General features: G+C 63.9%; 24 protein-coding genes. 9 read left to right on the top strand and 15 right to left on the bottom strand.

Annotation, left to right across the window (positions count from 1 at the left end; genetic code table 11):
* Positions 1 to 44 precede the first annotated feature (44 nt).
* The 5 genes from rplL to SIL87_RS13100 all read right to left on the bottom strand — a co-directional run bounded on the left by rplL (position 45) and on the right by SIL87_RS13100 (position 3,789).
* Entirely contained in the window at positions 45 to 422 is a 378-nt protein-coding gene (rplL, locus tag SIL87_RS13080) for a 50S ribosomal protein L7/L12 (RefSeq protein WP_319614609.1), read from the bottom strand.
* A gap of 219 nt (positions 423 to 641) precedes the next feature.
* Positions 642 to 1,178, bottom strand: a complete 537-nt coding sequence (gene rplJ, locus SIL87_RS13085) for a 50S ribosomal protein L10 (RefSeq protein WP_319614610.1) — start codon at positions 1,176 to 1,178, stop codon at positions 642 to 644.
* A 433-nt stretch (positions 1,179 to 1,611) separates the two neighbouring features.
* Entirely contained in the window at positions 1,612 to 2,304 is a 693-nt protein-coding gene (gene rplA / locus SIL87_RS13090; protein WP_319614611.1) for a 50S ribosomal protein L1, read from the bottom strand.
* A 2-nt stretch (positions 2,305 to 2,306) separates the two neighbouring features.
* Entirely contained in the window at positions 2,307 to 2,741 is a 435-nt protein-coding gene (rplK, locus tag SIL87_RS13095) for a 50S ribosomal protein L11 (RefSeq protein WP_319614612.1), read from the bottom strand.
* 442 nt (positions 2,742 to 3,183) lie between these two features.
* Positions 3,184 to 3,789, bottom strand: coding sequence for a hypothetical protein (locus tag SIL87_RS13100; RefSeq protein WP_319614613.1), 606 nt, complete (start codon positions 3,787 to 3,789; stop codon positions 3,184 to 3,186).
* Between the two features lie 293 nt (positions 3,790 to 4,082).
* Here SIL87_RS13100 and SIL87_RS13105 point away from each other — a divergent pair, with 293 nt between their 5' ends.
* A complete protein-coding gene (locus SIL87_RS13105; RefSeq protein ID WP_319614614.1) occupies positions 4,083 to 4,271 on the top strand; it encodes a YqaE/Pmp3 family membrane protein in 189 nt (62 codons plus the stop codon).
* Between the two features lie 221 nt (positions 4,272 to 4,492).
* On the opposite strand, the gene SIL87_RS13110 is transcribed toward SIL87_RS13105, so the two are convergent.
* The 3 genes from SIL87_RS13110 to SIL87_RS13120 all read right to left on the bottom strand — a co-directional run bounded on the left by SIL87_RS13110 (position 4,493) and on the right by SIL87_RS13120 (position 7,351).
* Entirely contained in the window at positions 4,493 to 5,017 is a 525-nt protein-coding gene (locus tag SIL87_RS13110; RefSeq protein ID WP_319614615.1) for a hypothetical protein, read from the bottom strand.
* Positions 5,018 to 5,345: 328 nt separating this feature from the next.
* The gene (locus SIL87_RS13115; protein ID WP_319614616.1) at positions 5,346 to 5,750 is read right to left on the bottom strand and encodes a PRC-barrel domain-containing protein; all 405 of its coding nucleotides are present in this window, start codon (positions 5,748 to 5,750) and stop codon (positions 5,346 to 5,348) included.
* A 149-nt stretch (positions 5,751 to 5,899) separates the two neighbouring features.
* Positions 5,900 to 7,351, bottom strand: a complete 1,452-nt coding sequence (locus SIL87_RS13120) for an MDR family MFS transporter (RefSeq protein ID WP_319614617.1) — start codon at positions 7,349 to 7,351, stop codon at positions 5,900 to 5,902.
* A 169-nt stretch (positions 7,352 to 7,520) separates the two neighbouring features.
* Here SIL87_RS13120 and SIL87_RS13125 point away from each other — a divergent pair, with 169 nt between their 5' ends.
* Positions 7,521 to 8,096 (top strand): DUF2889 domain-containing protein, encoded by a 576-nt coding sequence (locus tag SIL87_RS13125; RefSeq protein ID WP_319614618.1) that lies wholly within the window; start codon positions 7,521 to 7,523, stop codon positions 8,094 to 8,096.
* On the opposite strand, the gene otnC is transcribed toward SIL87_RS13125, so the two are convergent.
* Positions 8,086 to 8,721, bottom strand: coding sequence for a 3-oxo-tetronate 4-phosphate decarboxylase (gene otnC, locus SIL87_RS13130; RefSeq protein WP_319614619.1), 636 nt, complete (start codon positions 8,719 to 8,721; stop codon positions 8,086 to 8,088). The genes SIL87_RS13125 and otnC overlap by 11 nt on opposite strands.
* Positions 8,718 to 9,614 carry an NAD(P)-dependent oxidoreductase gene (locus SIL87_RS13135; protein WP_319614620.1) on the bottom strand — a complete coding sequence of 299 codons (897 nt, stop codon included), beginning with the start codon at positions 9,612 to 9,614 and terminating at the stop codon, positions 8,718 to 8,720. Before SIL87_RS13135 ends, otnC begins: the two co-directional genes overlap by 4 nt.
* Positions 9,615 to 9,863: 249 nt before the next feature.
* On the opposite strand from SIL87_RS13135, the gene SIL87_RS13140 reads away from it, so the two are divergent.
* Genes SIL87_RS13140 through otnK form a run of 4 tightly spaced genes read left to right on the top strand, consistent with a single transcriptional unit; the run spans position 9,864 to position 13,889 of the window.
* On the top strand, positions 9,864 to 10,913 hold the full coding sequence (locus tag SIL87_RS13140; RefSeq protein ID WP_319614621.1) for a LacI family DNA-binding transcriptional regulator: 1,050 nt from the start codon (positions 9,864 to 9,866) through the stop codon (positions 10,911 to 10,913).
* Positions 10,910 to 11,812 (top strand): L-threonate dehydrogenase, encoded by a 903-nt coding sequence (gene ltnD / locus SIL87_RS13145; protein ID WP_319614622.1) that lies wholly within the window; start codon positions 10,910 to 10,912, stop codon positions 11,810 to 11,812. Before SIL87_RS13140 ends, ltnD begins: the two co-directional genes overlap by 4 nt.
* Before the next feature lie 41 nt (positions 11,813 to 11,853).
* Positions 11,854 to 12,627 carry a 2-oxo-tetronate isomerase gene (gene otnI / locus SIL87_RS13150; protein WP_319614623.1) on the top strand — a complete coding sequence of 258 codons (774 nt, stop codon included), beginning with the start codon at positions 11,854 to 11,856 and terminating at the stop codon, positions 12,625 to 12,627.
* Positions 12,624 to 13,889, top strand: coding sequence for a 3-oxo-tetronate kinase (otnK, locus tag SIL87_RS13155; protein WP_319614624.1), 1,266 nt, complete (start codon positions 12,624 to 12,626; stop codon positions 13,887 to 13,889). The genes otnI and otnK overlap by 4 nt, the downstream gene beginning before the upstream one ends.
* On the opposite strand, the gene SIL87_RS13160 is transcribed toward otnK, so the two are convergent.
* Positions 13,879 to 14,382: a DsrE family protein gene (locus SIL87_RS13160; RefSeq protein ID WP_319614625.1), complete on the bottom strand. Its 504-nt coding sequence runs from the start codon at positions 14,380 to 14,382 to the stop codon at positions 13,879 to 13,881. The genes otnK and SIL87_RS13160 overlap by 11 nt on opposite strands.
* A 92-nt stretch (positions 14,383 to 14,474) precedes the next feature.
* Positions 14,475 to 15,320: an SDR family NAD(P)-dependent oxidoreductase gene (locus SIL87_RS13165; protein WP_319614626.1), complete on the bottom strand. Its 846-nt coding sequence runs from the start codon at positions 15,318 to 15,320 to the stop codon at positions 14,475 to 14,477.
* 164 nt (positions 15,321 to 15,484) lie between these two features.
* On the opposite strand from SIL87_RS13165, the gene SIL87_RS13170 reads away from it, so the two are divergent.
* The gene (locus SIL87_RS13170; RefSeq protein ID WP_319614627.1) at positions 15,485 to 16,102 is read left to right on the top strand and encodes a hypothetical protein; all 618 of its coding nucleotides are present in this window, start codon (positions 15,485 to 15,487) and stop codon (positions 16,100 to 16,102) included.
* Here the strand turns inward: SIL87_RS13170 and SIL87_RS13175 are convergent.
* Entirely contained in the window at positions 16,099 to 16,500 is a 402-nt protein-coding gene (locus tag SIL87_RS13175; protein ID WP_319614628.1) for a hypothetical protein, read from the bottom strand. The two genes, SIL87_RS13170 and SIL87_RS13175, sit on opposite strands and share 4 nt — an antisense overlap.
* Before the next feature lie 92 nt (positions 16,501 to 16,592).
* Here SIL87_RS13175 and SIL87_RS13180 point away from each other — a divergent pair, with 92 nt between their 5' ends.
* Positions 16,593 to 18,263 carry a formate--tetrahydrofolate ligase gene (locus tag SIL87_RS13180; RefSeq protein WP_319614629.1) on the top strand — a complete coding sequence of 557 codons (1,671 nt, stop codon included), beginning with the start codon at positions 16,593 to 16,595 and terminating at the stop codon, positions 18,261 to 18,263.
* Positions 18,264 to 18,296: 33 nt separating this feature from the next.
* On the opposite strand, the gene polA is transcribed toward SIL87_RS13180, so the two are convergent.
* Positions 18,297 to 21,035: a DNA polymerase I gene (polA, locus tag SIL87_RS13185; RefSeq protein WP_319614630.1), complete on the bottom strand. Its 2,739-nt coding sequence runs from the start codon at positions 21,033 to 21,035 to the stop codon at positions 18,297 to 18,299.
* Entirely contained in the window at positions 21,032 to 21,226 is a 195-nt protein-coding gene (locus SIL87_RS13190) for a zinc-finger domain-containing protein (protein WP_319614631.1), read from the bottom strand. The genes polA and SIL87_RS13190 overlap by 4 nt, the downstream gene beginning before the upstream one ends.
* A 30-nt stretch (positions 21,227 to 21,256) precedes the next feature.
* Between SIL87_RS13190 and SIL87_RS13195 the strand changes: the two genes are divergently transcribed.
* The gene (locus tag SIL87_RS13195) at positions 21,257 to 22,261 is read left to right on the top strand and encodes an alpha/beta fold hydrolase (RefSeq protein ID WP_319614632.1); all 1,005 of its coding nucleotides are present in this window, start codon (positions 21,257 to 21,259) and stop codon (positions 22,259 to 22,261) included.
* The last annotated feature ends 1 nt before the right edge of the window (position 22,262 follow it).

The following is a 22,262-nucleotide window of genomic DNA, read 5'->3' on the forward strand; positions in this document are numbered from 1 at the left end:
TCTTAAACGCCCCGATGAGTTGCCTCACGCGGCGTTGCTGAAAATCATTCGATGCCGACAGATGCGCCCTGCTCTTCCAAGACCTTCTTGATCTTCTCGGCCTCGTCCTTGTTCACGCCTTCCTTGACGGTCTTCGGCGCGCCTTCGACGAGATCCTTGGCTTCCTTTAGCCCGAGACCCGTGATGGTGCGGATTTCCTTGATCACGTTGATCTTCTTGTCGCCCGCAGCCTTCAGCACGACAGTGAATTCGGTCTGTTCCTCAACCGGCGCCGCGGCAGCAGCCGCACCAGCCGGAGCCGCCGCCGCCACAGGGGCCGCAGCAGAAACGCCCCACTTTTCTTCGAGCAGCTTGGAAAGCTCCGCTGCTTCGAGAACAGTGAGGGAAGAAAGTTGGTCAACTAAATTTGCCAGATCAGCCATTTCGTCAGTTCCTATAATAGTCGTTGCGATGGTTCCATGCAAGCCCGAACCGTTCGGGCTCGCTCACGGCGACGCTGAAGGGGTATCCGAAGTCTTCTTTTTGTGAACAAAAAGAAGCAAAAAAACTTTACGAATCTAGGTCGTGCCGGTGAAACGCCCGTGCACCAAATTCAACAAAGTTTTTTGCTTCTTTTTAAAAAAAAGCCTTCATTCCTCCCCTTACGCCGCCTCAGCGGTCTCTTCAGTCCCGTTCGCCTTGGCGTAAGCCGCAAAGACCCGCGCAAGCTGCCCCGCCGGCGCCTGCAGCACACCCGCAATCCGCGTTGCCGGCGCCTGGATCAGACCCAGGAGCTTGCCACGCAGTTGATCGAGCGACGGCAGTTCGGCCAACGCGCGGATCCCCGATGCATCGAGCATCTGAGTTCCCAACGCGCCACCGACCAGCACGAGCTTCTCATTGGTCTTGGCGAACTCGACCGCAGCCTTCGCCACCGCCACCGGATCATGCGACCACGCAAGCGCAGTCGGACCCTTCAGCAGCGGCACCAGCCCGTCGAACTTGGTGCCTTCCAAAGCGATATGGGCCAAACGGTTCTTCGCCACTTTGTATTGTGCGCCCGCCGCCCGCATCCGCACGCGCAACGCCGTCACATCGGCAACCGTCAAACCCTCATTGCGGGTCACCACGATCATCGACGTCTCGGCGAACACGGTCGCAAGCGAGTCCACGAACTCACGCTTCTGTGCGCGATCCAATTCGGTCTCCACTCGTCAGGCATCACGCGTTTGGACCGCGCAACACCGGTTTGCCCAAAACGGCCAGGACCATCCCGGCCGCATGTTCGCCTGTCCTGATTGGAACCATCGGTGCCTCAGCACCTCCGACACCCCATCTACGGCCTGCGGGCTCACACCCATTAACGCCCCGAAAGGCGACAAACCGTCTCGGACAGGTCCGGAACCGCCAGCACTGCCGGCAATCCCGTCATGGCCGAACCGAAGTCCGGCACATTCTCAACGCCACACGTGGGCGGCGTAAAAAAGTTAGGTAAGACTTCTTTTTGTGAACAAAAAGAAGCAAAAAAACTTTATGAATCTGGTCCGAAGCCTTTGAATCGCCCGTGGCCCAGATCAACAAAAGTTTTGTGCTTCTTTTTTACAAAAAAGAAGCCCTTCCCTTAGGAACTCCTCAAACCGAAAGCGAACTCACATCAACCCGAACGCCCGGACCCATCGTGGAGGACAGCGCCGCCTTCTGCAAATACGTCCCTTTCGCCCCGGCCGGCTTCGCCTTCTGGATTGCATCGACCAACGCCTTCGCGTTCTCGATCAGCAATCCCGCGTCGAAACTCGCCTTGCCGATGCCCGCATGAATAATCCCGGCCTTCTCAGCCCGGAACTCCACCTGGCCCGACTTCGCCGCCGTCACCGCACCCTTAACGTCCATCGTCACAGTGCCCAGCTTCGGATTAGGCATCAGCCCGCGCGGCCCGAGAATCTTGCCCAGCCGCCCGACCAGCGCCATCATGTCCGGCGTCGCGATACAACGATCGAACGCAATGTTGCCCGCCTGCACCTGCTCGGCCAGATCATCGGCACCCACCACATCCGCACCCGCCGCCCGCGCCTCATCCGCCTTCGGCCCGCGCGCAAACACGCCAACCCGCAGCGTCTTGCCCGTCCCGTTCGGCAGCGAAATCAACCCACGCACCATCTGATCTGCATGACGCGGATCAATACCCAGATTGAGCGACAATTCCACCGTCTCATCGAACTTCGCCGTCGCATTGGTCTTCACCAACGCCATCGCTTCGTCCAACGCATACATCTTGTTCGCTTCGACCGAAGCGGTCGCCTTGGTCAAACGCTTGTTCTTCGCCATGATCAGCCCTCCACCACAGAAAGACCCATCGATCGCGCAGACCCGATCAACATCCGCACCGCACCATCGACGTCATTGGCATTCATATGAACCATCTTGGTCGCCGCAATCTCGCGCAGCTGCGCCATCGTCACCTTGCCAACCATGGCACCCTTGCCCGTCGTGGTCGAACCCTTGGTGATCCCGGCGGCCTTCTTGAGAAAATACGTGTTCGGCGGCGTCTTCGTGATGAAGGTAAAGCTGCGATCGCCGAAAGCGGTAATCACCACCGGCACCGGCATGCCAACCTCCATGCCCTGCGTCGCCGCATTGAAATCCTTGCAGAACTGCATGATATTCAATCCGCGCTGCCCCAAAGCAGGCCCAACCGGCGGCGACGGGTTAGCCTTGCCCGCCGGTATCTGTAACTTGATATAGCCAACAATCTTCTTAGCCATAACCCAACTCCATCCTCGGCGAAAACACGCCAATAGACCGCGGTCCAACCGGCCAGAGCACCCCTGCCCCAGCCTCCCGCGTTCTGTAAGCCCTTTCGATACCACCCCCGAATGCGGATGTCGAGTCAGAACGCAAGAGCATGAGCAGCGGCTCTATCGAACTCGCTTCCCGAAATCATGGTTGCCGATGTGAATAATTTCCATTTCCATCTGGTTCAAGTCGGCCATATAGACGCGCAAATGATAGCTTGCTCTTATTGTATACAGATTATTGCGACCCTTATATTTCTCGAACTTGAGGCTCTGGTCCAGCGGGTTTTTCCTGAACTTTTGCAATGCCGATGCAACAAGAGCCCGATCCGGTCCGCTGACTTTTTTCAATCTCTTTCTGGTGGACTGCGTCAGGCGTAACTTGGCATGCCCGATCCCAACAGTCACTAGATCAGCCGACGCTTGCTAAAAACTGGTCTAATTCTTTTGCCGTGGGGCCGACAATGCGTTGTTGTGGCAACTCAGATTCGATATGTGCTTGAAGAACCCGAAGCGCTAAAACAAGATCAAACAGACATGAGAAGGCAAGTGACATACTATTTAGCCAGTCTCGTACATCGGCGGCCAACGTCATTAGATCGCCGTTCCCCGATCTCCGGAAAGTCCGAAGGACAGGAGCAAAGCCCTTTTTCAAATTCTTGAACGCCGAACCATCCATTCCACAACGTTGCTCAAGTGAATCGGCAGTGTGCTCGATCAGTTGCGCAATGGCCACTAAATCGTCCGTGGAAACCTTGGTATCATCTTCAACCGCCGGAGGCGGCAGCGCCCGCAGCACCGTATTGAAGGCCGTCACCGTATCCGTAATGCCCTTTATCGTAACGGCCTGTTCCTCGTAATTTGCCACCATGCCACGCACCTTCGCGTGCGTCTCCAAAATGCGGCCTGATAATCCCTTGGGAGACAGCAGGTCAGGCGCTTGAAAAATCGCCCCGTTGCCGGCGGCCAATGCAGTCGGAATAACAGCTTCAATCTGACTAAAAATCGCAGCTTGCATTGCCTGACTATACCACGTTCTGATTGACAGGCACAATTATCGCCATTCGTTACGTCTGCTTTGAATGCTTTGGGTGACACATCCGCCGTATTCCCGATCCGATCGATCGCGTTGAAATCTGCCCAGTAATCGTCCAGCAAGCGTAGCAAGCGTAGCAAGCGTAGGATGGGCAGAGCGCTTGCGAAGCCCATCAACTTCAACCCGGTCAAACACGGAAAATCACACCTTCCGCCGTAGTCGGCCCGGCGCAAGATCGATAAACTGCCTCCAACTCGACCAACAAGGAACATCACATGCGCCTGATCCTCGCGATCCTGCTCCCCTGGGTCCAGTTCTTCACCATCGGCAGACCGTTCGCCGGACTTATCTGCCTCGTCCTGCAGATCACCCTGATCGGCTGGATTCCCGCCGCTATCTGGTCGGTTTACGCACTCAGCCAGTACAAGACCGATGAGAAAATCAGGAACGCCTCACGCTGGTAACGACAGCGCCTGCCACCGCGCCCTCGCCCGCGCCCTCTACCCGGCGGACTGGCATCCCCCGGCCGCCCCTCACAAACAGCGGTTATTAACCATGCAGCAATCAAACTCGATCATCTTGAGAAGCCGCCCGCTGTTCAACGGAAAAAACCCGCTCGGTGAAAAACCCTGCGCCTGCAAACCCGAGCATGTCCGGGAAATCGGTCATCCCGTCATAAATCTGCTCACCCCTTCGACTGCGTAAGAATCGCCAGCCAATCCTTCCCGATCTTCCGACGGATCGTCTCGGCCCGTCGCGCCGCGCTCAAAACTTCGCCCTCGTGCTCCGACCCCAGCATGCCCAGCACGCCCGCAAGCCGTTTGATCTCGGGGGTAACCGGCGCCGCCACCGGCTTCTGCGGGGGAATCTCGCGCCGCCTGCTGCCCGTTTTGTAGGCGTCGCCGTCCCGATGCTCATCGCTGGTCCGGCGCGACCCGTCCGATCCCGCACCACGCGCCTTGCGCGCTGCAGGACCCGCTGGCTGTTTATAGGCAGCAGCCAGCATCCAGTAACGCCCGGTCTGGATAATCGCGCCCTTGTGCTTGAGGGAGGACAGTGCCCGCCGCACCGCCGCCTCCAACGGCGGCGAAACCGGCAAGCCCACCGCTGCGGCAACCGCCTGCACGACAACGAACCCCGCCGCCCGCACATCAGGCCCGCTCAACGAGTCAACGATATACTGCTCAACCCAATCCCGACCGCCCGCCACCACGCCCCTCCCGAATGCACGCCTTCCATATCACATTCGTGCTGTGTCATTGCGAGGATTGCGGAAGAAGTTGGGTGGCGAAAGGTGAGGGAAGCGGTTCTTTTTTGCAAAAAAGAACCAAAAAACTCTCTCCAATCTGGGCCCGTGCCGTACAAAACGCCCGTGTCCCAAAGGAGCAGAAGTTTTTTGCTACTTTTTTCCAAAAAAGTAGCCTTCCCTTCCCGGCCTTACGTTGTCACATAATAACAATTAGAGCCAAAAAAAAAGCGGACCCGGAATAAATCCCGGGCCCGCCACCGTTCAACAAATCACATCGGCGAAAGGGTAATCAATCCGACGTGCCGTTGTTATAATGGAATTTCGGCATCGCCTTGAGCTTGGCGGTCGTCGCACCCGGATAAACCACGCTGTAATCGGGGTTTTTCGCGGTCGATTTCGGATCGCTCTTCTCGAACTTCAGTTTGCTGAAGGGAAACGACACCATCCGCCCGTCCGCGGATGCCACCGCCATCGGCGCCCCGCCGCTATCGCTCATCAGAATATTCTTCAGCGTCCCGACATCCTTGCCGCTGTTGTTGTAAATCGTGGCGCCGTCGAGCCCCGAGGTCCGCAGCATTCCGTTAGTCATAGTCAGCGTGCCGCCGAGCTTGTGGGTGCTCGTGCCGCTATCTGCCATCGCAATGCCGTAACTGACGAAAAGCGCCGTTCCGGCCAGAACACCGGCCTTGATCATCTTGTTCATATTGGTCTCCGTGTAAAAGCGTTCTTCACAAAACCGTTGCTCTACAAAGCAACTCTTCGAATTACGGAGGTCGGCGTTCGCTTCGTCTGTTACAAGCGCAAACGAATGACGCGGATATTACGTATACTCAATTCGTTCCGTCAGTGACCGATCGGTTCGGGTTCGGGATCCAGGGTTTCGCGCAACGCCACATCCTGCACCTTGATCCCGATCAGCAATCCCGCCGCCGCAAACGCTGCCACCGCCAGAAACGTGATGTGGAAGGCCGCCGGCAGCGCCGAACCTGCCGCCACCGTCCGATGAGCGTTGCCCAGCTCATCGATCGCATTGCCCAACCGCATCGTCAGAATCGTCCCCGCCAGCGTCGCGCCGAACGCGCCGCCCATCGCCCGCAACAACAGCAGCGTCGCGGTCGCCGCACCCACATCGGCACGGGAGGCCGCGTTCTGGATTGCCACCAGCGTCGAAGGCAGCACGAATCCCAGCCCCACCCCCATCATGAACGTCACGAAAACCAGCAGGCCGAGCGGCAGCGTATCCGGCAGGATCCCGAGCAGCAGAAACCCCAGCGTGGTCGCCCCCAACCCGCCGAGCATCAGCCCCCTCGTCCGCCCGATCCGTCGCGCCAACTGGCCCGCCGCAAACGCCCCGATCGTGCTGGCCACCAGAAACGGCATGATCTCCCAGCCCGACTGCGCCGCGTTGGCCCGGAACACGAGCTGAAAAAACAACGGCAGTGAAAAGATCGCGGAAAACATGATCAGCGCGGTAATGAACCCGATCACCACGAGCCGGTTGAACGAGCCGTTGGCAAACAGGCGCACCGGCAGCAGCGGCGTCGACGCCTTCTGTTCCCACCACCATAGCGCCCCGATCAGCACGAACCCCGCGATGAACACACCGACCACCGGCACTGAATCCCACCGATAGGTATGCCCGCCCCAGGACAGGCCGAGCAGAAACGCGGTCACCGCCAGGGTCAGCAATCCCGCGCCCTCGAAATCGATCCGCCCGCCGCGCGTCACCTGCCGCAATTGCCGCAGCCCGATCTGGCTGAGTACCAGCGCCGCAATGCCAAGGGGCAGATTGAACCAAAAAATCCACCGCCAGGTCAGATGATCGGTCACCCATCCGCCGACCACAGGCCCTGCGGTCGAGGCCACGCCCCACATGCCCGCGAGCCAGCCCTGATATTTCCCCCGTTCGCGCGGCGAAACCACATCGGCGATCGCCGCCTGGGAAATCGCGAACAGTCCGCCGCCGCCGATCCCCTGCAACGCCCGAGCTCCGACCAGCTCCGGCAATGTCTGCGAAACCGCGCACAGGCACGACGCCCCGACGAACAGCACGATGGAGGGAATCAGGGTCCGCCTCCGCCCGAACTGGTCGGACAGGCGGCCGTAAAGCGGTGTCGTCGCCGTCGAGGTCAGAAGATAGGCCGTGACCACCCAGGACAGATGCGAAAACCCGTGCAGATCCGCCCCGATCGCCGGCACCGCCGGGATCACCACGGTCTGGTCGATCGCCGCGAGCATCATGCACAGGATGATGCCGGTAATAACCTGTAGCCGCTGCTTGTGGGTATATTCCATGAAGCCCCGTTCCGAACCGGCGATACCATTGTCTGCCCCCGCCGCACGGGCAATCCCTCGGGTCCGATTTGGTGCAGCAAGGCTGACATGCACATGGCAATGGCCCGCGTTTGCGCGGCGCCCGCCGCTGCCTTACCGTAAGCGGCAACATCACAGATGAGAGACCCCGATGCCCCTCACCCCAGCCGAATCCCGCGAGTTGCTCCATCTGCGCGACATCGCCATTCGCGGCTACCTCCGCACCGACGGACTGGTCGATATCGAAGCCCATATGGCCGATACCAAGACCTACAGTTTCGCCAACCACGATCGCGGCCGGATCAACGCCGGCGAAGCCCTGCACGGCATGTGGCTGCGCCTCACGGTGGATACGGGCCTGACCGTCCAGCGCGCCGAAGCCGCGATGGATTCGACGCCGCACGCCATCTGCCCCGGCGTCGCCCCGAACTTCGCCCGGCTCGAAGGCCTCACCATCGGGCGCGGCTTCCTCAAAGGTGCGATGGAACGGGTCGGTGGCACCCAGGGCTGCACCCATCTGCGCGAACTGCTCCAGCAGGTCGCAACCGTCGCGATCCAGACCATGTTCAGCCTTCGCGCGCACAAGGCAGCCCGTGAAGGCGGCGTCAGCGAGGACCGGTGGGAGATCCCCCCGGCTCTGCTCAATTCGTGCCATGCTTACGACGAAACCGGCCCGCTGGTCGCGGCGGTGCGTGAACGTGCGAAGGCCCGCGCCCTTACTGACTGAATTTTGCCACGAGTGCCGCGACCTGATCCGGCGTGAGGAAACGCGGGTTCAGGTTACGCAGCAGCAGAACCAGCCGGGCCGTCTCCTCAAGTTCCTCGATCGCGAACACTGCCGCATCGAGTTTCCGGGCAGCGACGACCGGGCCGTGGTTAGCGAGCAGCACCGCGCTATGCCGCCCCGCGAGACCACGAATGGCATCGCCCACCGCCGGGTCGCCGGGCATGTGATAGGGGATCAGCGCGAGTTTCCCGACCCGCATGACGACGTAGGGCGTGATCGGTGGCAGCACTTCGGCAGGGTCGAGATCGGGCAGGGTCGAAAGCGCGACGGCGTGGGTGGAATGAAGGTGAACCACGGCACCGGCATCGGGCCGCGTGTCGTAAAGCGCATCGTGCAGCGGGATTTCCTTGGTCGGCTTGTCACCCGAAAGCAGAATGCGGTTGCGGTCCAGCCGGGCGATCCGGGCGGGATCGAGAAAGCCGAGCGAGGCGTCGGTCGGCGTGCAAAGCCACCCGCCGTCTTCGAGGCGGACGCTGATATTACCCGAAGCGCCGGGCGTCAGGCCGCGCTCGAACAGAGAGCGGCCAAACCGGCAGATCGCCTCGCGCAGCGCGGAGTCGCTCATGATTTCGGCGGCAGCCCGTTCAGTTCGGCGATGATATCCGACAGCATCGGCACGAAATCGTCGCCGTGGCCGGTGCCGATCGCTAGTGCATAGGAATTTCGCACGGCGGCGGCGATCGGGTTGGCCGCCCCCTGCGCCTGGGCGAAGGCATTGAGATAGGAGGTGTCTTTCAGCGCGTTGGAGAGGGTGAATTTATGCGCATTGCGATCGCGCCCGACCACGTAGTTCATATAGGTCTGATAAAAGCCGCAATCCATCCGGCCGCCGGTGATGACGCTGTGGAACGTCTCCGCGCTCAGACCCGATTTTTCGCCGAGCATGAGAGCCTCGGCATAAAGCGCGCCGTAGCCGAGCGAGAGGAAATTGTTCAGCAGCTTCATGGTATGGCCGGTGCCGGTCGGGCCGGTATGGATCATGCGTTGGGAGAAGGTTTCGATGATCGGGCGGACGCGGGCGATATCGTCGGCATCGCCACCGATCATGACATCGAGCGTCCCTTCCCAGGCATCCTTGGGGGTGCGGCCGAGCGGGGCATCGAGCAGGGTGATGTTCTGTGCGGCGAGGCTGGCGGCGAGTTTGGTGGTGACCGAGGGGTCGGAGGTCGAGCAATCGACGATGATCAGCGCCTTGCCGGCGGCGGCGAGGCCATCCTCCCCCTGGGTCACCGCCACGACCTGATCGCTGCCGGTCACACAGAGGAACACGATATCGCTCGCTTCGGCGAGCGCCTTAGGCGTTTTGGCTTCGGTGGCGCCGCGCCCGATCAACTCCTCGACCGGCACACGATTGCGGTGGCCCATGATCGTCAGCGGATAGCCCGCCTCGATGATGTTTTTCGCCATGCCGTGGCCCATGAAGCCGACGCCGATGAAACCGATTTTCTCTTTGGTCATGAGAAGCCTTTTGCGAAGGAGAAGGAAGCTGTCCCTGGTGTCGAAAGGACGAGAAAATTTCTGGTTCTGGTATGGTCGGCGTGCGGTGACCGTCGCGCCGATCCGCTTGGTATAGGCATTGAGCAGGGGTGGGGCAACCCGGAACTGACAGCGCTACCACCTTGCGCCGGCGCGGAAACTTCGCGATAGTGATTGTTAATCGAAACAGCCGCGCGCGATCGCGGTATAATGCTGGAGACCACGCCGGTTATGGACCCGATGTCCGCTTCGTTGCGCCCGCGCGAATCGCGGCGTGGCCGCCGAACCGCCGTGACGCTGAACCATGTCGCCGCCGCCGCCCACGTGTCGCCGATCACGGTCTCGCGGGCCCTGAACGCGCCGGAGGCGGTTTCGGAGACCTTGCGCGAGCGGATCAATGCCGCGGTCGAGGCTCTGGGTTATGTGCCGAACCGGATGGCGGGCGCGCTGGCTTCGGCGAAGACGCGGGTGATTCCGGTGATCGTGCCGTCCCTCTCGAATGTCGTGTTCGTCGAGGTGATCGAGGGGATTCAGGAAACGATCGAGGCAGCGGGATATCAGATGCTGCTGGGCAGCACCGATTACGATCTCGACCGCGAGGCAGCACTGGCATCGACCCTGCTCGGCTGGGCACCGCCGGGCGTTCTGCTCGCAGGGCTGCGGCATCTGCCGCGCACCACGACTTTATTGAAGAACGCCGATGTGCCGGTAGTCGAATTCATGGAATACGGTGCCCGCTGCATCGACATGAATGTCGGCCTGTCGCACGTGCAGGCGGGTGCCGCGATGGCAGCGCATCTGCTCGCGCGCGGCTATCGGCGGATCGGGTTCGTCGGTACCCGGATGCGCGGCGATTACCGGGCCCGGCAACGCTATGACGGCATGCGCCGGCACATTGCCGAAATGGGCGGGGCGAGCGATGTCTTGTTCGAATATCCCGGCGGCCCGGGGCAGGATGTCGGATGGCACGCGCTCGGCGATATTCTGCAAACACATCCTGACGTCGATGCGCTGTTCTTCGCCAATGACGAAATGGCGGTGGGCGCGGTCCTGCGCGCCCAGCGCGACGGGATCGCCGTGCCGGGGCGCATTGCGATCGCGGGGTTCAACGGCCTGCCGATGAGTGCACTGGTCACCCCCTCGCTCACCACGATCACCTCGCCGCGCAAGCAGATCGGCGAACAGGCCGCCGCGATGCTGCTGAGCCGGATCGATGGCAGACCCCCGCCGCAGCGCCGGATCGATGTCGGGTTCGTCCTCCAACCCCGCAGCAGCACATGACCCCCACCCGCATCGCCGTGATCGGCCTCGGCTCGATGGGACTCGGCATGGCAACGTCGCTCCTGCATGCCGGTTTCGAGGTCGCGGGCTACGATGTGGTCACGGCCAATGCCGAACGCCTCGCGGCGGCCGGTGGCCGGATCGCAGCAACCCCGGCGGAAGCCGCATCCGGCGCGGCGGCGGTGGTGTGCGTGGTGGTGAACGCGGCACAGACCGAAGCAGTCCTGTTCGGCCCCGATGGGTGCGCGGCCGCGATGAAATCGGGTGCCGTGTTCATTTCCTGCGCGACGATGGCGCCGGATGTGGTGCGCGGCCTCGCCGCACGGCTGGAAGCGCAGGGGCAGCATTATCTCGATGCGCCGATCAGCGGCGGCGCGGCACGAGCCGCCGAGGGCAAGCTCACCATCCTCGCCTCCGGCAGTGCCGCCGCCTTCGCAACGGCCCGGCCAGCGCTGGATGCGATGGCGGCGACCCTGCATGAGCTGGGCGATGCGCCGGGGGTGGGCGCGGGCTTCAAAATGGTCAACCAGCTGCTCGCCGGGGTGCATATCGCCGCCGCGTGCGAAGCAGTGGCGTTCGGGGCGTCGCTCGGGCTCGACCTGCGGAAACTCTACGAGGTGATCACCGGGTCCGCCGGGAACAGCTGGATGTTCGAGAACCGTGTGCCCCATATTCTCGATGCCGATTACACGCCGCGCAGTGCTGTGAATATTTTCACCAAGGATCTCGGCATCGTGCTCGACATGGCGCGCGCGGCCCCGCTTTCGGTGCCGATGGCGGGTTCGGCGCTGCAATTGTTCCTGATGACGGCGGCAGCGGGGATGGGGCGGGACGACGATGCGTCGGTGGCGCGGTTGTTTGCGATGATTTCGGGGATCGATCTGCCGGACGGCAAATAGGGCAGGTCGTTCCTTTTTCACTTATTCAGGGGATCACGGCCATGGCGCGGTTTGCGGCTAATCTGACGATGATGTTCACCGAACACGCGTTTCTCGACCGGTTTGCCGCGGCGGCGGATGCGGGATTCGATGCGGTGGAGTTCCTGTTTCCCTACGAGCATCCGCCCGAGGCGATCGGCGCGCGCCTCGCACGACACGGGCTCACCCAGGCCCTGTTCAACCTGCCGCCGGGAAACTGGGCGGCGGGCGAGCGCGGGCTCGCATGCCTGCCGGGGCGCCGCGATGAAATGATCGCGGGCACCGCCCTCGCCCTCGACTACGCCGCCGCGACCGGGGTGACCCGCCTGCATCTCATGGCCGGTCTGGGCGACCGCCACGACCCCGCCGCGATGACACGCTACCGCGATGCGGTTACCCGCACGGCGGAAACGCTCGCGGCCCACGGGATCGATCTGCTGCTCGAACCGATCAACGGGCGCGACATGCCGGGCTATTTTCTCAACGACATCGATGCGGCGGCAGCGCTGATCGGCGCGTTGGGCCTCGGCAATGTCCGGCTCCAGTTCGACATGTATCACTGCCAGATCATGCACGGCGACATCACCATGCGCTTGCGCCGCCATATCAAAATGATCGGCCATGTGCAGATCGCGAGCGTGCCCTCGCGCCACGAACCGGATGGCGAGGAGGTCAATTACCCGTTCCTGTTCGAGGAGCTGGACCGGTTGGGGTATGCCGGCATCGTCGGCTGCGAATATCGCCCGCGCGGCGCGACACGGGACGGGCTCGGCTGGTTCGAGACCCTGCGGCGATGAGCCTGATGCTCGGCAGCATCGCCGATGATTACACCGGCGCGTCCGATCTCGCGAACACGCTGACAAGGCAGGGGCTGCGCACGATCCAGACGATCGGCGTGCCCGATGCCGGGCTGGCGCTCGGGACGGTCGATGCCGTGGTGGTCGCGCTGAAAACCCGCTCGATACCGTCAGCGGACGCCGTCGCACGGTCGCTGGCCGCGCTGGACTGGCTGCGCGGCAAGGGCGCGCGGCATATCATGTTCAAGATCTGCTCGACCTTCGATTCGACCGATGCCGGCAATATCGGGCCGGTGACCGAAGCGCTGGCCGCCGCCCTCGATGCGCCGGTGGTGCCGGTGACGCCGGCCTTCCCCGAAACCGGGCGCACGGTGTTCCAGGGTCATCTGTTCGTCGGGTCGCGCCCGCTGCATGAAAGCCCGCTGAAGGATCATCCGCTCAACCCGATGCACGATTCCGATCTGGTACGGGTGCTGGCACGGCAATCGAGGCACGGTGTCGGGCTCGTCGCGTACGATGTCGTCAGCCAGGGAGCCGCCGCCATCGCCGCGCGGCTTGCGGCGCTCGCTACATCCGGTGTGCGCAGCGCGATCGTCGATGCGATCTCGGAGCCGGATCTGATCGCCCTCGGCGCGGCGGCCCTGAGGTTGCCATTGTCCACCGGCGCTTCCGGCCTCGGGCTCGGTCTTGCCCGCGCCGCGCGGGGCGAAAGCGCGGGCACGGCACCGCCGGTATGGGAAGCGCCCGGCGGGCCTGCCGCCATCATCGCGGGCAGTTGCGCCGCCGCGACGCTCGAACAGATCGCTGCGGTTGAGCCGGATCTGCCGGTGCATCGCCTCGATATCGATCGGCTGTTGAACGATCCGGTCTATGCCGATGCTGCACTGGCCTCGACCGAAGCACAGCTTTCGCAGGGGCCGGTGCTGCTCGCGAGCAGCGCCACGCCGGATGTGGTCGCGCGGTTGAAAGCGGCGCATGGCGATGATGTCGGGGCGCGGATCGAGGCGGCGCTGGCGCGGCTGGCCGCCGGGCTGGTCGAACGAGGGGTGCGGCGGTTGATCGTCGCGGGGGGTGAAACCTCCGGCGCGGTGATCGACCGGCTGGGGGTCGCAGCGCTGGAAATCGGCCCTGAAATCGCGCCCGGCGTGCCGTTGCTGCGCAGCATCGGCGGCGCGCCGATGCTGTTCGCCCTGAAATCGGGCAATTTCGGCGGGGCGGATTTTTTCCGCCGCGCTCTGGCCGCGATGGGTGTTACGGCTTGAGGTAGGTGAACCCGTGGGCTTCGAGCTGCATGATCCGCACCGCCCCGGCGGGGACGATCACCGCCGAAGGCAGCAGCACCGGCATGTGGCCGGTCGCCCGCTCGATCCCCATCATGGTGTTATGACAGGCATCGAACTCGATCCCTTCCGCGTTCATCGACGCGATCCGTTCGGCATCCGGCGATTTCGCGAGCAGCATGCCGAGGCCGGGGCCGAATGCGACCACGACGATTTGCACGCGTTCCTCGCCGAAATAATCAAGGATGTTCTGCACCGAATTGAGCGCGAGGTTCCACCGTTTCGGGTTCCCCTGGCTGACCTGAACCACAAGATGTTTTTTGCCGAACGGTGCCGGATGGATGAAAATCGGATGGTCGAAGTTGAAGTCTTTCAGCATCGACGGATTGGCGGCGCGGGCGCTGCCCGCGTTCGACAAGGCGATCGCCGCGCCGAACGCAACGATGGCGAGCAGGCGCGCGGTTTTCTTGAACATTATTGTCTCCCCAGGACAGTTTCGTTGCACGGTTGTGATCCGCTTATTGCAACCACCCTACATGTCCGACCGTCCGGGCAGCAAGCTGAAAATCAATCGCCCTGCTTGATGAATGCGTCGAACGCCGCCTGGTAATCCTTGTGCCAGCGCGACAGCGCCGGGCGGTTATGGATGATGTCGCCCGCCGCCCAGGCGATGCGCTTGTGATCGAGCGAGGGAGTCACCGCATTGTCCGGGCAGAGGATATAGAAATCGCCCTCTCCGAGCCGGTCGGCCATGAAATCGACCACCTGAGCGGGCGTCCACGCCGCGTCGGGCTTTTCGGCGACGCGCTTTCGCGTGAAGCCGGTGAAGGTGAAACCGGGGATCAGCAGATGCGCGGTAACCAGTGATCCGGCTTCGCGCAGATCATGGGCGAGCGCTTCGGTCACCGCCTTGATGCCCGCCTTAGACACATTATACGCGGTATCGCCCGGCGGCATGGTGATGCCCTGTTTCGATCCGGTATTCACAATCGCCGCCGGGCCGCCCTGCGCCATCAGGGTCGGGGTGAAAATCTGAACCCCGTTGATCACGCCCCACAGATTGGTGTCGATGATTTCATGCCAGCGCGCGGCATCCGCCGCGAGCCCGCCGCCGCCTTCGACGCCGGCATTGTTCATCACCAGCCCGATCGGCCCGGCCTTCACCGCACGATCGTGCAGCCGCTGGACATCCTGGCGTTTCGCCACATCGGTGACGATGGTTTCGATCGTCAGCCCGGGATGGCTGGCGCGCAGGGTGGTGCTGGCTGCTTCGAGCGCCGCCGCATCGATATCCGCGAGGAACAGCGGCATGCCGAGGTCCGCGCAATAGTGGGCGGTGGCAAGGCCGATGCCGCTCGCGCCGCCCGTGATGACGGCGCCGCGGCCAGCGACAAAAGCAGGATGTGATGTCATGGAAAACTCCGGTCAGTGCAGCGCGATGCGCCGCTGGTTCGCTCCCTACGATTGGCACGCGCTGGCATCAGGTCAAGAAGGACCGGGCGTCGGCAGCACCGTGGCGCCGTGGCACTGCAGCACCGGGCATTGACGAAATTCCGGTTCCGGGTTTGTCTTGCCCCATGCCCCTGCCGATCGGCGCCCGCACCAATATCGACGAGGAAGTCGCGCGCCTGAAACGCGGCATCGCGCGCCGGCTGGTCTATGCCGGTCTCGCGGATATATTGCTGCTCTGGGGCGGTATCATGCTGCTGAACGATGCGGTGATCGTGCTCGCGCCGCGCGTCGGTATCGTTACTCTCGCGGTCGGAATTGCCGGGCTGTTCGGCACCTGGGGGATCAGCCGGATGCGCGCCCGCTCACCGGCTCATGCCGATGCCGCGCAGAAACTGTTCTGGTGCTTCGCCGCGTTCTTCGGCTGGATCGTGCTGTGGCAGGCCCTCGGCATTCCGGTGCGGCCCGGCGGTCTGACGCGCGGCGCGCAGAATCTCGGCGTGCTGTTTCAGATCACCTTCATCATGCTGGGTCTCCTGATTTTGGGGATCTGGGTCGGCTGGGAACTGATCGTGCTCGGTCTCGGCGTGCCGGTGATCGTGATCGCGGATTACCTGCTGGCACCCTCCGGCCCGTTCATCGGCACCGCGATTCTCACCTCGGGCCTCGCTTTGCTGAGCGCCGGCCTGTGGATGCGGCTCACCGCCCGGGACATCCGGGTCGATCCGCTGGCGGTGACGCGTTAATCCAGCCGGGGTTCGATCCGTCGCGCCGGCGCGCTGCGGGGCGGCGGCGCAGCGGGGCGGGGACGGCCGATCGGCTCGCGATAGGGCTCCGAAACCACCGGCGGCGGGCGGCGCACCGGCTCGCGCTCGTAGCCTGCGGCGGTCGCGCGGGGCAGCGGATCGTAAGGGGTCTCGTCGATCGCAACACCGCGCAGCGGTTCGGGCAGCCGCATCGTCAGAATCCGCAGCTCCTCCTGCACCTGATCGAGCTGCTCCTCGATCGCTTCGAGCCGGGATTTGACCCCGAATACCGAAAACGGCATCGCCAGCATCGCCAGCGCATAGAGCAGGCCGACCAGCAGCAGGATCAGGCCAAGCCACTCGGGCATCCAGGACGGCAGGGTGAAGGGCAATATCATGGCCCTATTTACCGGCGAGCGGGCAAGGCAGGCAAGTCTTGCGCAGACCCCCCTCCCCCGGACATAACGGGCGGCCAACCAGGGGAGACTTCATGGCAACCGATCTCGATATCGCGCGCGCCGCGACCTTACGCCCGATCGCCGATATCGCCGCCGCCGCCGGCATCCCCGCCGACGCCCTGATCCCTTACGGCCGCTACAAGGGCAAGCTCGATTTCGGTTTCATCGATACGCTGCAGGCCAGGCCGGACGGCGCGCTGGTTCTGGTCGTCGGCATCAGCCCGACCCCGGCGGGCGAGGGCAAGACCACCACGACCATCGGCCTCGGCGATGCGCTGCGCGCCGCCGGCAAACGCACCATGATCGCGCTGCGCGAACCCAGCCTCGGCCCCTGTTTCGGCCAGAAGGGCGGCGCCACCGGCGGCGGCCATGCGCAGGTCGCGCCGATGGACGAGATCAACCTGCATTTCACCGGCGATTTCCACGCGATCACCAGCGCCAACAACCTGCTTGCGGCACTGCTCGACAATCATCTGTACTGGGGCAATGCGCTGGGGGTCGATCCCCGGAAAATCGCGGTGCAGCGCGCGATCGACATGAACGACCGCTCGCTGCGCGAAACCGTGCTCGGGCTCGGCCACGGCGCGAACGGGGCGGCACGCGAGCAGCGGTTCGACATCACGGTCGCCTCCGAGGTCATGGCGGTGTTCTGCCTCGCGAAAAATCTCGACGACCTCCAGACCCGCCTCGCCCGCATGGTGATCGCGGAGCGGCGGGACGGCAGCGCGATCACCCCGGCGGACATCAACGCGGCCGGCGCCATGACCGCCCTGCTGCGCGATGCGCTGCAACCCAATCTGGTGCAGACGCTCGAAGGCACGGCCGCCCTAGTTCACGGCGGTCCCTTCGCCAATATCGCGCATGGCTGCAACTCGGTGATGGCGACCTCGACGGCGCTGAAACTGGCCGATTACGTGGTCACCGAAGCGGGGTTCGGGGCCGATCTCGGCGGCGAGAAATTCCTCGACATCAAATGCCGCCAGGCCGGTCTCGCCCCGTCCTGCGCCGTGGTGGTCGCGACCATGCGCGCGCTGAAAATGCACGCGGGAACCGCCAAGGCCGATCTCGGCACCCCCAACCCGTCCGCAGTGGCCGAGGGGGCTTCAAACCTGCGCCGTCACGTCGCCGCGATGCGCGCCTTCGGCCTGCCGGTGATCGTCGCGATCAACGGATTCCTCGGCGATACCGAAGCCGAACGCGCGGCGTTGCGTGCCGCGCTCGATGCGGATGACATCACGGCGGTGTTCTGCACCCATTGGGCGGACGGCTCGGCGGGTGCCGCGGATCTTGCGCGGGCGGTCGTTGCGGCGACGGAGTCGAAAGCCGCCCGCTTCGCCCCACTCTATCCCGACGACATGCCGATTGCCGACAAGCTGCGGACCCTGGTGCGCAGGATTTACGGCGGTGATGATATCGAACTGACCCCGAAAGCCGCGAAACAGATCGCGCGGCTGGAAGCCCGGGGCTACGGCAGCCTGCCGGTCTGCATGGCCAAGACCCAGTACAGTTTCACCGCCGACCCGGCGCGGCGCGGCGCGCCGACCGGCTTCACCCTGCCGATCCGCGAACTCCGCCTCTCCGCCGGTGCGGGGTTCGTGGTGGCGCTGGCCGGTGACATCCTGACCATGCCGGGCCTGCCGCGAATCCCCGCGGCGGACAGTATCGGCGTGAACGAAGCGGGCGAGATATTCGGAATTTTCTAGGCCCGCCCCCTGCCTGTAACCACCGCCCGATCCTCAGTGGGCGTCCGACCAGTTGGCCCCGATTCCGGCTTCGACCAGCAGCGGCACCGAAAGCACGGCGGCCTGCTGCATCACCTCACGCGCGACCGCCGCCGCCGCCGGGGCCTGATCGATCGGGGCTTCGAACAGGAGTTCGTCGTGGACCTGCAACAGAATCCGCATGTCGAGCCCTGAGGCCGCGATCGCGTCCGGCAGGCGGACCATCGCCCGTTTGATGATATCGGCGGCCCCGCCCTGCAGCGGCGCGTTGATCGCCTGACGTTCGGCATAGCCGCGTCGTGCCGGGTTCTTGTCGGCGATGCCGGGCACATGGCAGCGGCGACCGAACGGGGTGACGACATAGCCGTGGGTGCGGGCGAATTCGCGGGTGTCGTTCATGTAGCGGCGGATTTCGGGATAGCGGGCGAAATAGGCGTCGATATAGCGTTTCGCCTCGCCGTTATCGATCCCGAGCTGCCGGGCGAGGCCGAAGGCGGAAATGCCGTAGATGATCCCGAAATTGATCGCCTTGGCGCGGCGGCGGGTCGCGCCGTCCATACCCTCCATCGGCACGCCGAACACTTCCGAGGCGGTGCGGGCGTGGATGTCCTCGTTGTTGATGAAACTCGCCTTGAGCGCGGGAATATCCGCGACATGGGCGAGCAGGCGCAATTCGATCTGGGAATAATCCGCCGAGATCAGCGCGTGGCCGGGGGCAGCGATGAATGCGCGGCGGATGCGCGCCCCCTCGCTGGTGCGGATCGGGATATTCTGCAGATTGGGGTCGTTCGAGGAGAGCCGCCCGGTCGCGGCGATCGCCTGGGCGTAGCTGGTGTGGACCCGGCGATCCTCGATATCGATTTCGGTGACCAGCGCATCGGCATAGGTCGATTTGAGTTTCTGCAGCTGGCGCCAGTCGAGGATCCGGCGCGGCAGTTCGTGCCCGGCTTCGGCGAGTTCTTCGAGCGCGGCGGCGTCGGTGCCCCAGGCGCCGGTCTTGGTGCGTTTGCCGCCTTGCAGCTTCATCTCGCCGAACAGGATCTCGCCGAGCTGCTTCGGGCTGCCGAGGTTGAAGGCGTGGCCGACCAGCTGTTCGATATCGCGCTGGATCTCGTCCATCCGGCGGGCGAATTCGTCGGACATCGCGACGAGATCGTCGCGGTCGACCATGATGCCGGCGCGTTCCATCGCGAGCAGAACCGGCACCAGCCCGCGCTCCATGGTTTCGTACAGGGTGAGCGCCTTCGCCTCGCGCAGGCGGGGGCGGAGCCATTGCCAGAGACGCAAGGTGACGTCGGCATCCTCGGCGGCGTAGGCGGTGGCGCGATCGACCGGCACGGCGGAAAAACTCACCCGGTTGCGGCCGGTGCCGGTGACCTCGTCATACGAGATCGGTTTATGATCGAGATGCAGGACGGATAATTCATCCATGCCATGACCATGCGCGCCGGCTTCGAGCGCATAGGAGATCAGCATGGTGTCGTCGAACGGGGCCGCATCGGGCAGGGCAGCGGCGGCGAGCACGTGCAGGTCGAACTTCGCGTTGTGGAATATTTTGAGAATGGCGGGGTCGGTCAGGATCGGCGCGAGGCGGGCGTGGACCAGAGCGCGCGGCAATTGCTCGCCGGCTTCATGGCCGAGCGGCAGATAGGCGGCGCGGCCCGGGGCGGTTGCGAGCGAAATGCCGACCAGACGGGTCCGTCTTGCGTTGAGGTCCGTGGTTTCGGTGTCGATCGCAACGAAGCCGGTCGCGATGATGTCGGCGATCCAGCGATCGAGGGCGGCTTCGGTATCGATCGTCTCGTAGGGTCCGAACGGCGCATCGGACGTGGTCACCACCGGGACCGCGGCGACCGGCGGGGCGCTGCGCTCTTCGTGCCGCCGGGCAAGACCGTCGAGGCCGAGCCGGGCCTTGATGCTCTTGAACCCCTGGGCATCGAGAAAATCGTGCAGCACGGCATCGTCATGGGGGGCGATCGCGAGATCATCGATCGGGCAGGGCAGGGCGACGTTGCACCGCAGTTCAACGAGGCGGCGCGAGATCCTGGCATCCTCGGCATGGGCGATCAGCGCGTCGCGCCGCTTCGAGGGTTTCATGGTACCCGATGACGCCGCGGCCAGGATGGCGTCGAGCGTGCCGTATTCGTTGATGAGCTGTGCTGCCCCTTTCGGCCCGATTCCGGCGACGCCGGGGACGTTGTCGACCGAATCGCCCATCAGCGCCTGCGCGTCGATCATCTGCGCCGGGGTGACGCCGAATTTTTCCATTACCTGGGCGGGTCCGATCGCGGTGGATTTGATCGGGTCGAGCATCGAGACGCCGTTGCCGAGCAACTGCATCAGATCCTTGTCCGACGACACGATGATGACCTCGCCGCCTGCCGCCTTCATGGCTTCGGCATAGCTCGCGATCAGATCATCCGCCTCGAACCCGTCGAGTTCGATCGCCGGCACCGCGAAGGCGCGGGTCGCCTCGCGCACCAGGGCGAATTGCGGGATCAGTTCAGCGGGCGGTTCGGGCCGCTGCGCCTTGTAGCGCGGGTCGATCGCGTTGCGGAACGTGGTTCGTCCGGCATCGAAGATCACCGCGAGATGGGTGCCGGTGTGCTCCTTGAGCAGGCGGGTGAGCATGTTGCAGAAGCCGAACACCGCGTTGACCGGGGTGCCGTCCGGCCTTGTCATCGGCGGCAGGGCGTGGAAGGCGCGGAAGATGAAGCCCGAGCCGTCGACCAGGACCAGATTTTTTTTGCTCAATGCGCGGCCCCGCGCGGCGCGCCGGCGGCGAGGATGTAATGGCGCGAGCAATAGGGGCAGATGATCGCCTCATCCTCGATTTTCAGGAACACGCGCGGATGGCCGAGCGGCTCGCCCCCGCCATCGCAGGCGACCACACGATCGTGAACCTCGAAGGTCTCGGCAGCGGGCGAAAGCGGGGCATCTGGCATCGGAACCTCTTTGCTTGATCTAGAGCGTCCATGATACCGAATTGCGCCGTGAATGCCTATCGAGCCGGATTGCTGGGTCTGCTGCTGATCGCGCTTGCCGGTTGTGCCGTGCCGTTTCGGGTGCCGCGCGCGACGGTGGATCATCCGATCGTGACCGATGGCTATTTCGTGCTCGGATCGGGCGCCCGGCTACCCTATCGGGACTGGCTGCCCGCCGGGCCGCCGCGTGCCGTGGTGCTCGCGCTGCACGGGTTCAACGACAGCCGGGATGCCTGGGCGCTGATCGCGCCGGAATTCACCAAGGCGGGGATTGCGATCTACGCGCCGGATCAGCGCGGCTTCGGCGCGGCGCCGGATCGGGGGCGGTGGCCGGGGACGGCACGGCTGGTGGGGGATGCGCGCCAGATGATCGCCCTGCTGCACCGGCGCTATCCGGGGGTCAGGCTGACGCTGATGGGCGAGAGCATGGGCGGGGCGGTCGCTCTGCTGCTCGGTGCGCGGGGCGACAGGTTGATAAACTCCTACGTGCTGATTTCACCGGCGGTGTGGGGCGGCAAGACCCTGGCCTGGCCGCTGCGCGCGAGCCTGATCGCGGGCGATACCTTCGTGCCCTGGATGCGGCTGACCGGGAAGCAGGCTCATATACTGGCGAGCGACAATATCCCCGCGCTGATCGCCTTTTCGGAAGATCCGCTGACGATCCACGCCACGCGGATCGCGACGATCGCGGGGCTGGTCCGTATGATGGGGCGGGCGCAACACGCTTGCGCGGCATTCGCCCCCGCTCATGCGCTGATCCTGTATGGCGGGCACGATCAGTTGATCCCCAAAGAAGCGATGGCGCGCTGCTGGCGGCGGTTGCCGGAGGATTCCGGCGTGATCACCGCCTATTATCCGGCGGATTATCATCTGATGCTGCTCGATCATCAGCGCCGGGTTCCGGCTCGCGACATTATCGGCTTTATCCTCCACCCGCGCCGTCCGCTGGATTCGGATGCCGCGACCGACGCCATGATTTTCAGCGCGCAGCATTGAA

The sequence above is a fragment of the Acidiphilium acidophilum genome (assembly GCF_033842475.1).
GTDB classification, from domain to species: Bacteria; Pseudomonadota; Alphaproteobacteria; order Acetobacterales; family Acetobacteraceae; genus Acidiphilium; species Acidiphilium acidophilum.

Coding starts and splice junctions, on each gene's coding strand:
- rplL (WP_319614609.1), bottom strand. CDS start 422: ATGGCTGATCTGGCAAATTTAGTTGACCAACTTTCTTCCCTCACTGTT.
- rplA (WP_319614611.1), bottom strand. CDS start 2,304: ATGGCGAAGAACAAGCGTTTGACCAAGGCGACCGCTTCGGTCGAAGCG.
- rplK (WP_319614612.1), bottom strand. CDS start 2,741: ATGGCTAAGAAGATTGTTGGCTATATCAAGTTACAGATACCGGCGGGC.
- SIL87_RS13100 (WP_319614613.1), bottom strand. CDS start 3,789: ATGCAAGCTGCGATTTTTAGTCAGATTGAAGCTGTTATTCCGACTGCA.
- SIL87_RS13105 (WP_319614614.1), top strand. CDS start 4,083: ATGCGCCTGATCCTCGCGATCCTGCTCCCCTGGGTCCAGTTCTTCACC.
- SIL87_RS13115 (WP_319614616.1), bottom strand. CDS start 5,750: ATGATCAAGGCCGGTGTTCTGGCCGGAACGGCGCTTTTCGTCAGTTAC.
- SIL87_RS13120 (WP_319614617.1), bottom strand. CDS start 7,351: ATGGAATATACCCACAAGCAGCGGCTACAGGTTATTACCGGCATCATC.
- SIL87_RS13125 (WP_319614618.1), top strand. CDS start 7,521: ATGCCCCTCACCCCAGCCGAATCCCGCGAGTTGCTCCATCTGCGCGAC.
- otnC (WP_319614619.1), bottom strand. CDS start 8,721: ATGAGCGACTCCGCGCTGCGCGAGGCGATCTGCCGGTTTGGCCGCTCT.
- SIL87_RS13135 (WP_319614620.1), bottom strand. CDS start 9,614: ATGACCAAAGAGAAAATCGGTTTCATCGGCGTCGGCTTCATGGGCCAC.
- SIL87_RS13140 (WP_319614621.1), top strand. CDS start 9,864: ATGGACCCGATGTCCGCTTCGTTGCGCCCGCGCGAATCGCGGCGTGGC.
- ltnD (WP_319614622.1), top strand. CDS start 10,910: ATGACCCCCACCCGCATCGCCGTGATCGGCCTCGGCTCGATGGGACTC.
- otnI (WP_319614623.1), top strand. CDS start 11,854: ATGGCGCGGTTTGCGGCTAATCTGACGATGATGTTCACCGAACACGCG.
- otnK (WP_319614624.1), top strand. CDS start 12,624: ATGAGCCTGATGCTCGGCAGCATCGCCGATGATTACACCGGCGCGTCC.
- SIL87_RS13160 (WP_319614625.1), bottom strand. CDS start 14,382: ATGTTCAAGAAAACCGCGCGCCTGCTCGCCATCGTTGCGTTCGGCGCG.
- SIL87_RS13165 (WP_319614626.1), bottom strand. CDS start 15,320: ATGACATCACATCCTGCTTTTGTCGCTGGCCGCGGCGCCGTCATCACG.
- SIL87_RS13170 (WP_319614627.1), top strand. CDS start 15,485: ATGCCCCTGCCGATCGGCGCCCGCACCAATATCGACGAGGAAGTCGCG.
- SIL87_RS13175 (WP_319614628.1), bottom strand. CDS start 16,500: ATGATATTGCCCTTCACCCTGCCGTCCTGGATGCCCGAGTGGCTTGGC.
- SIL87_RS13180 (WP_319614629.1), top strand. CDS start 16,593: ATGGCAACCGATCTCGATATCGCGCGCGCCGCGACCTTACGCCCGATC.
- SIL87_RS13190 (WP_319614631.1), bottom strand. CDS start 21,226: ATGCCAGATGCCCCGCTTTCGCCCGCTGCCGAGACCTTCGAGGTTCAC.
- SIL87_RS13195 (WP_319614632.1), top strand. CDS start 21,257: ATGATACCGAATTGCGCCGTGAATGCCTATCGAGCCGGATTGCTGGGT.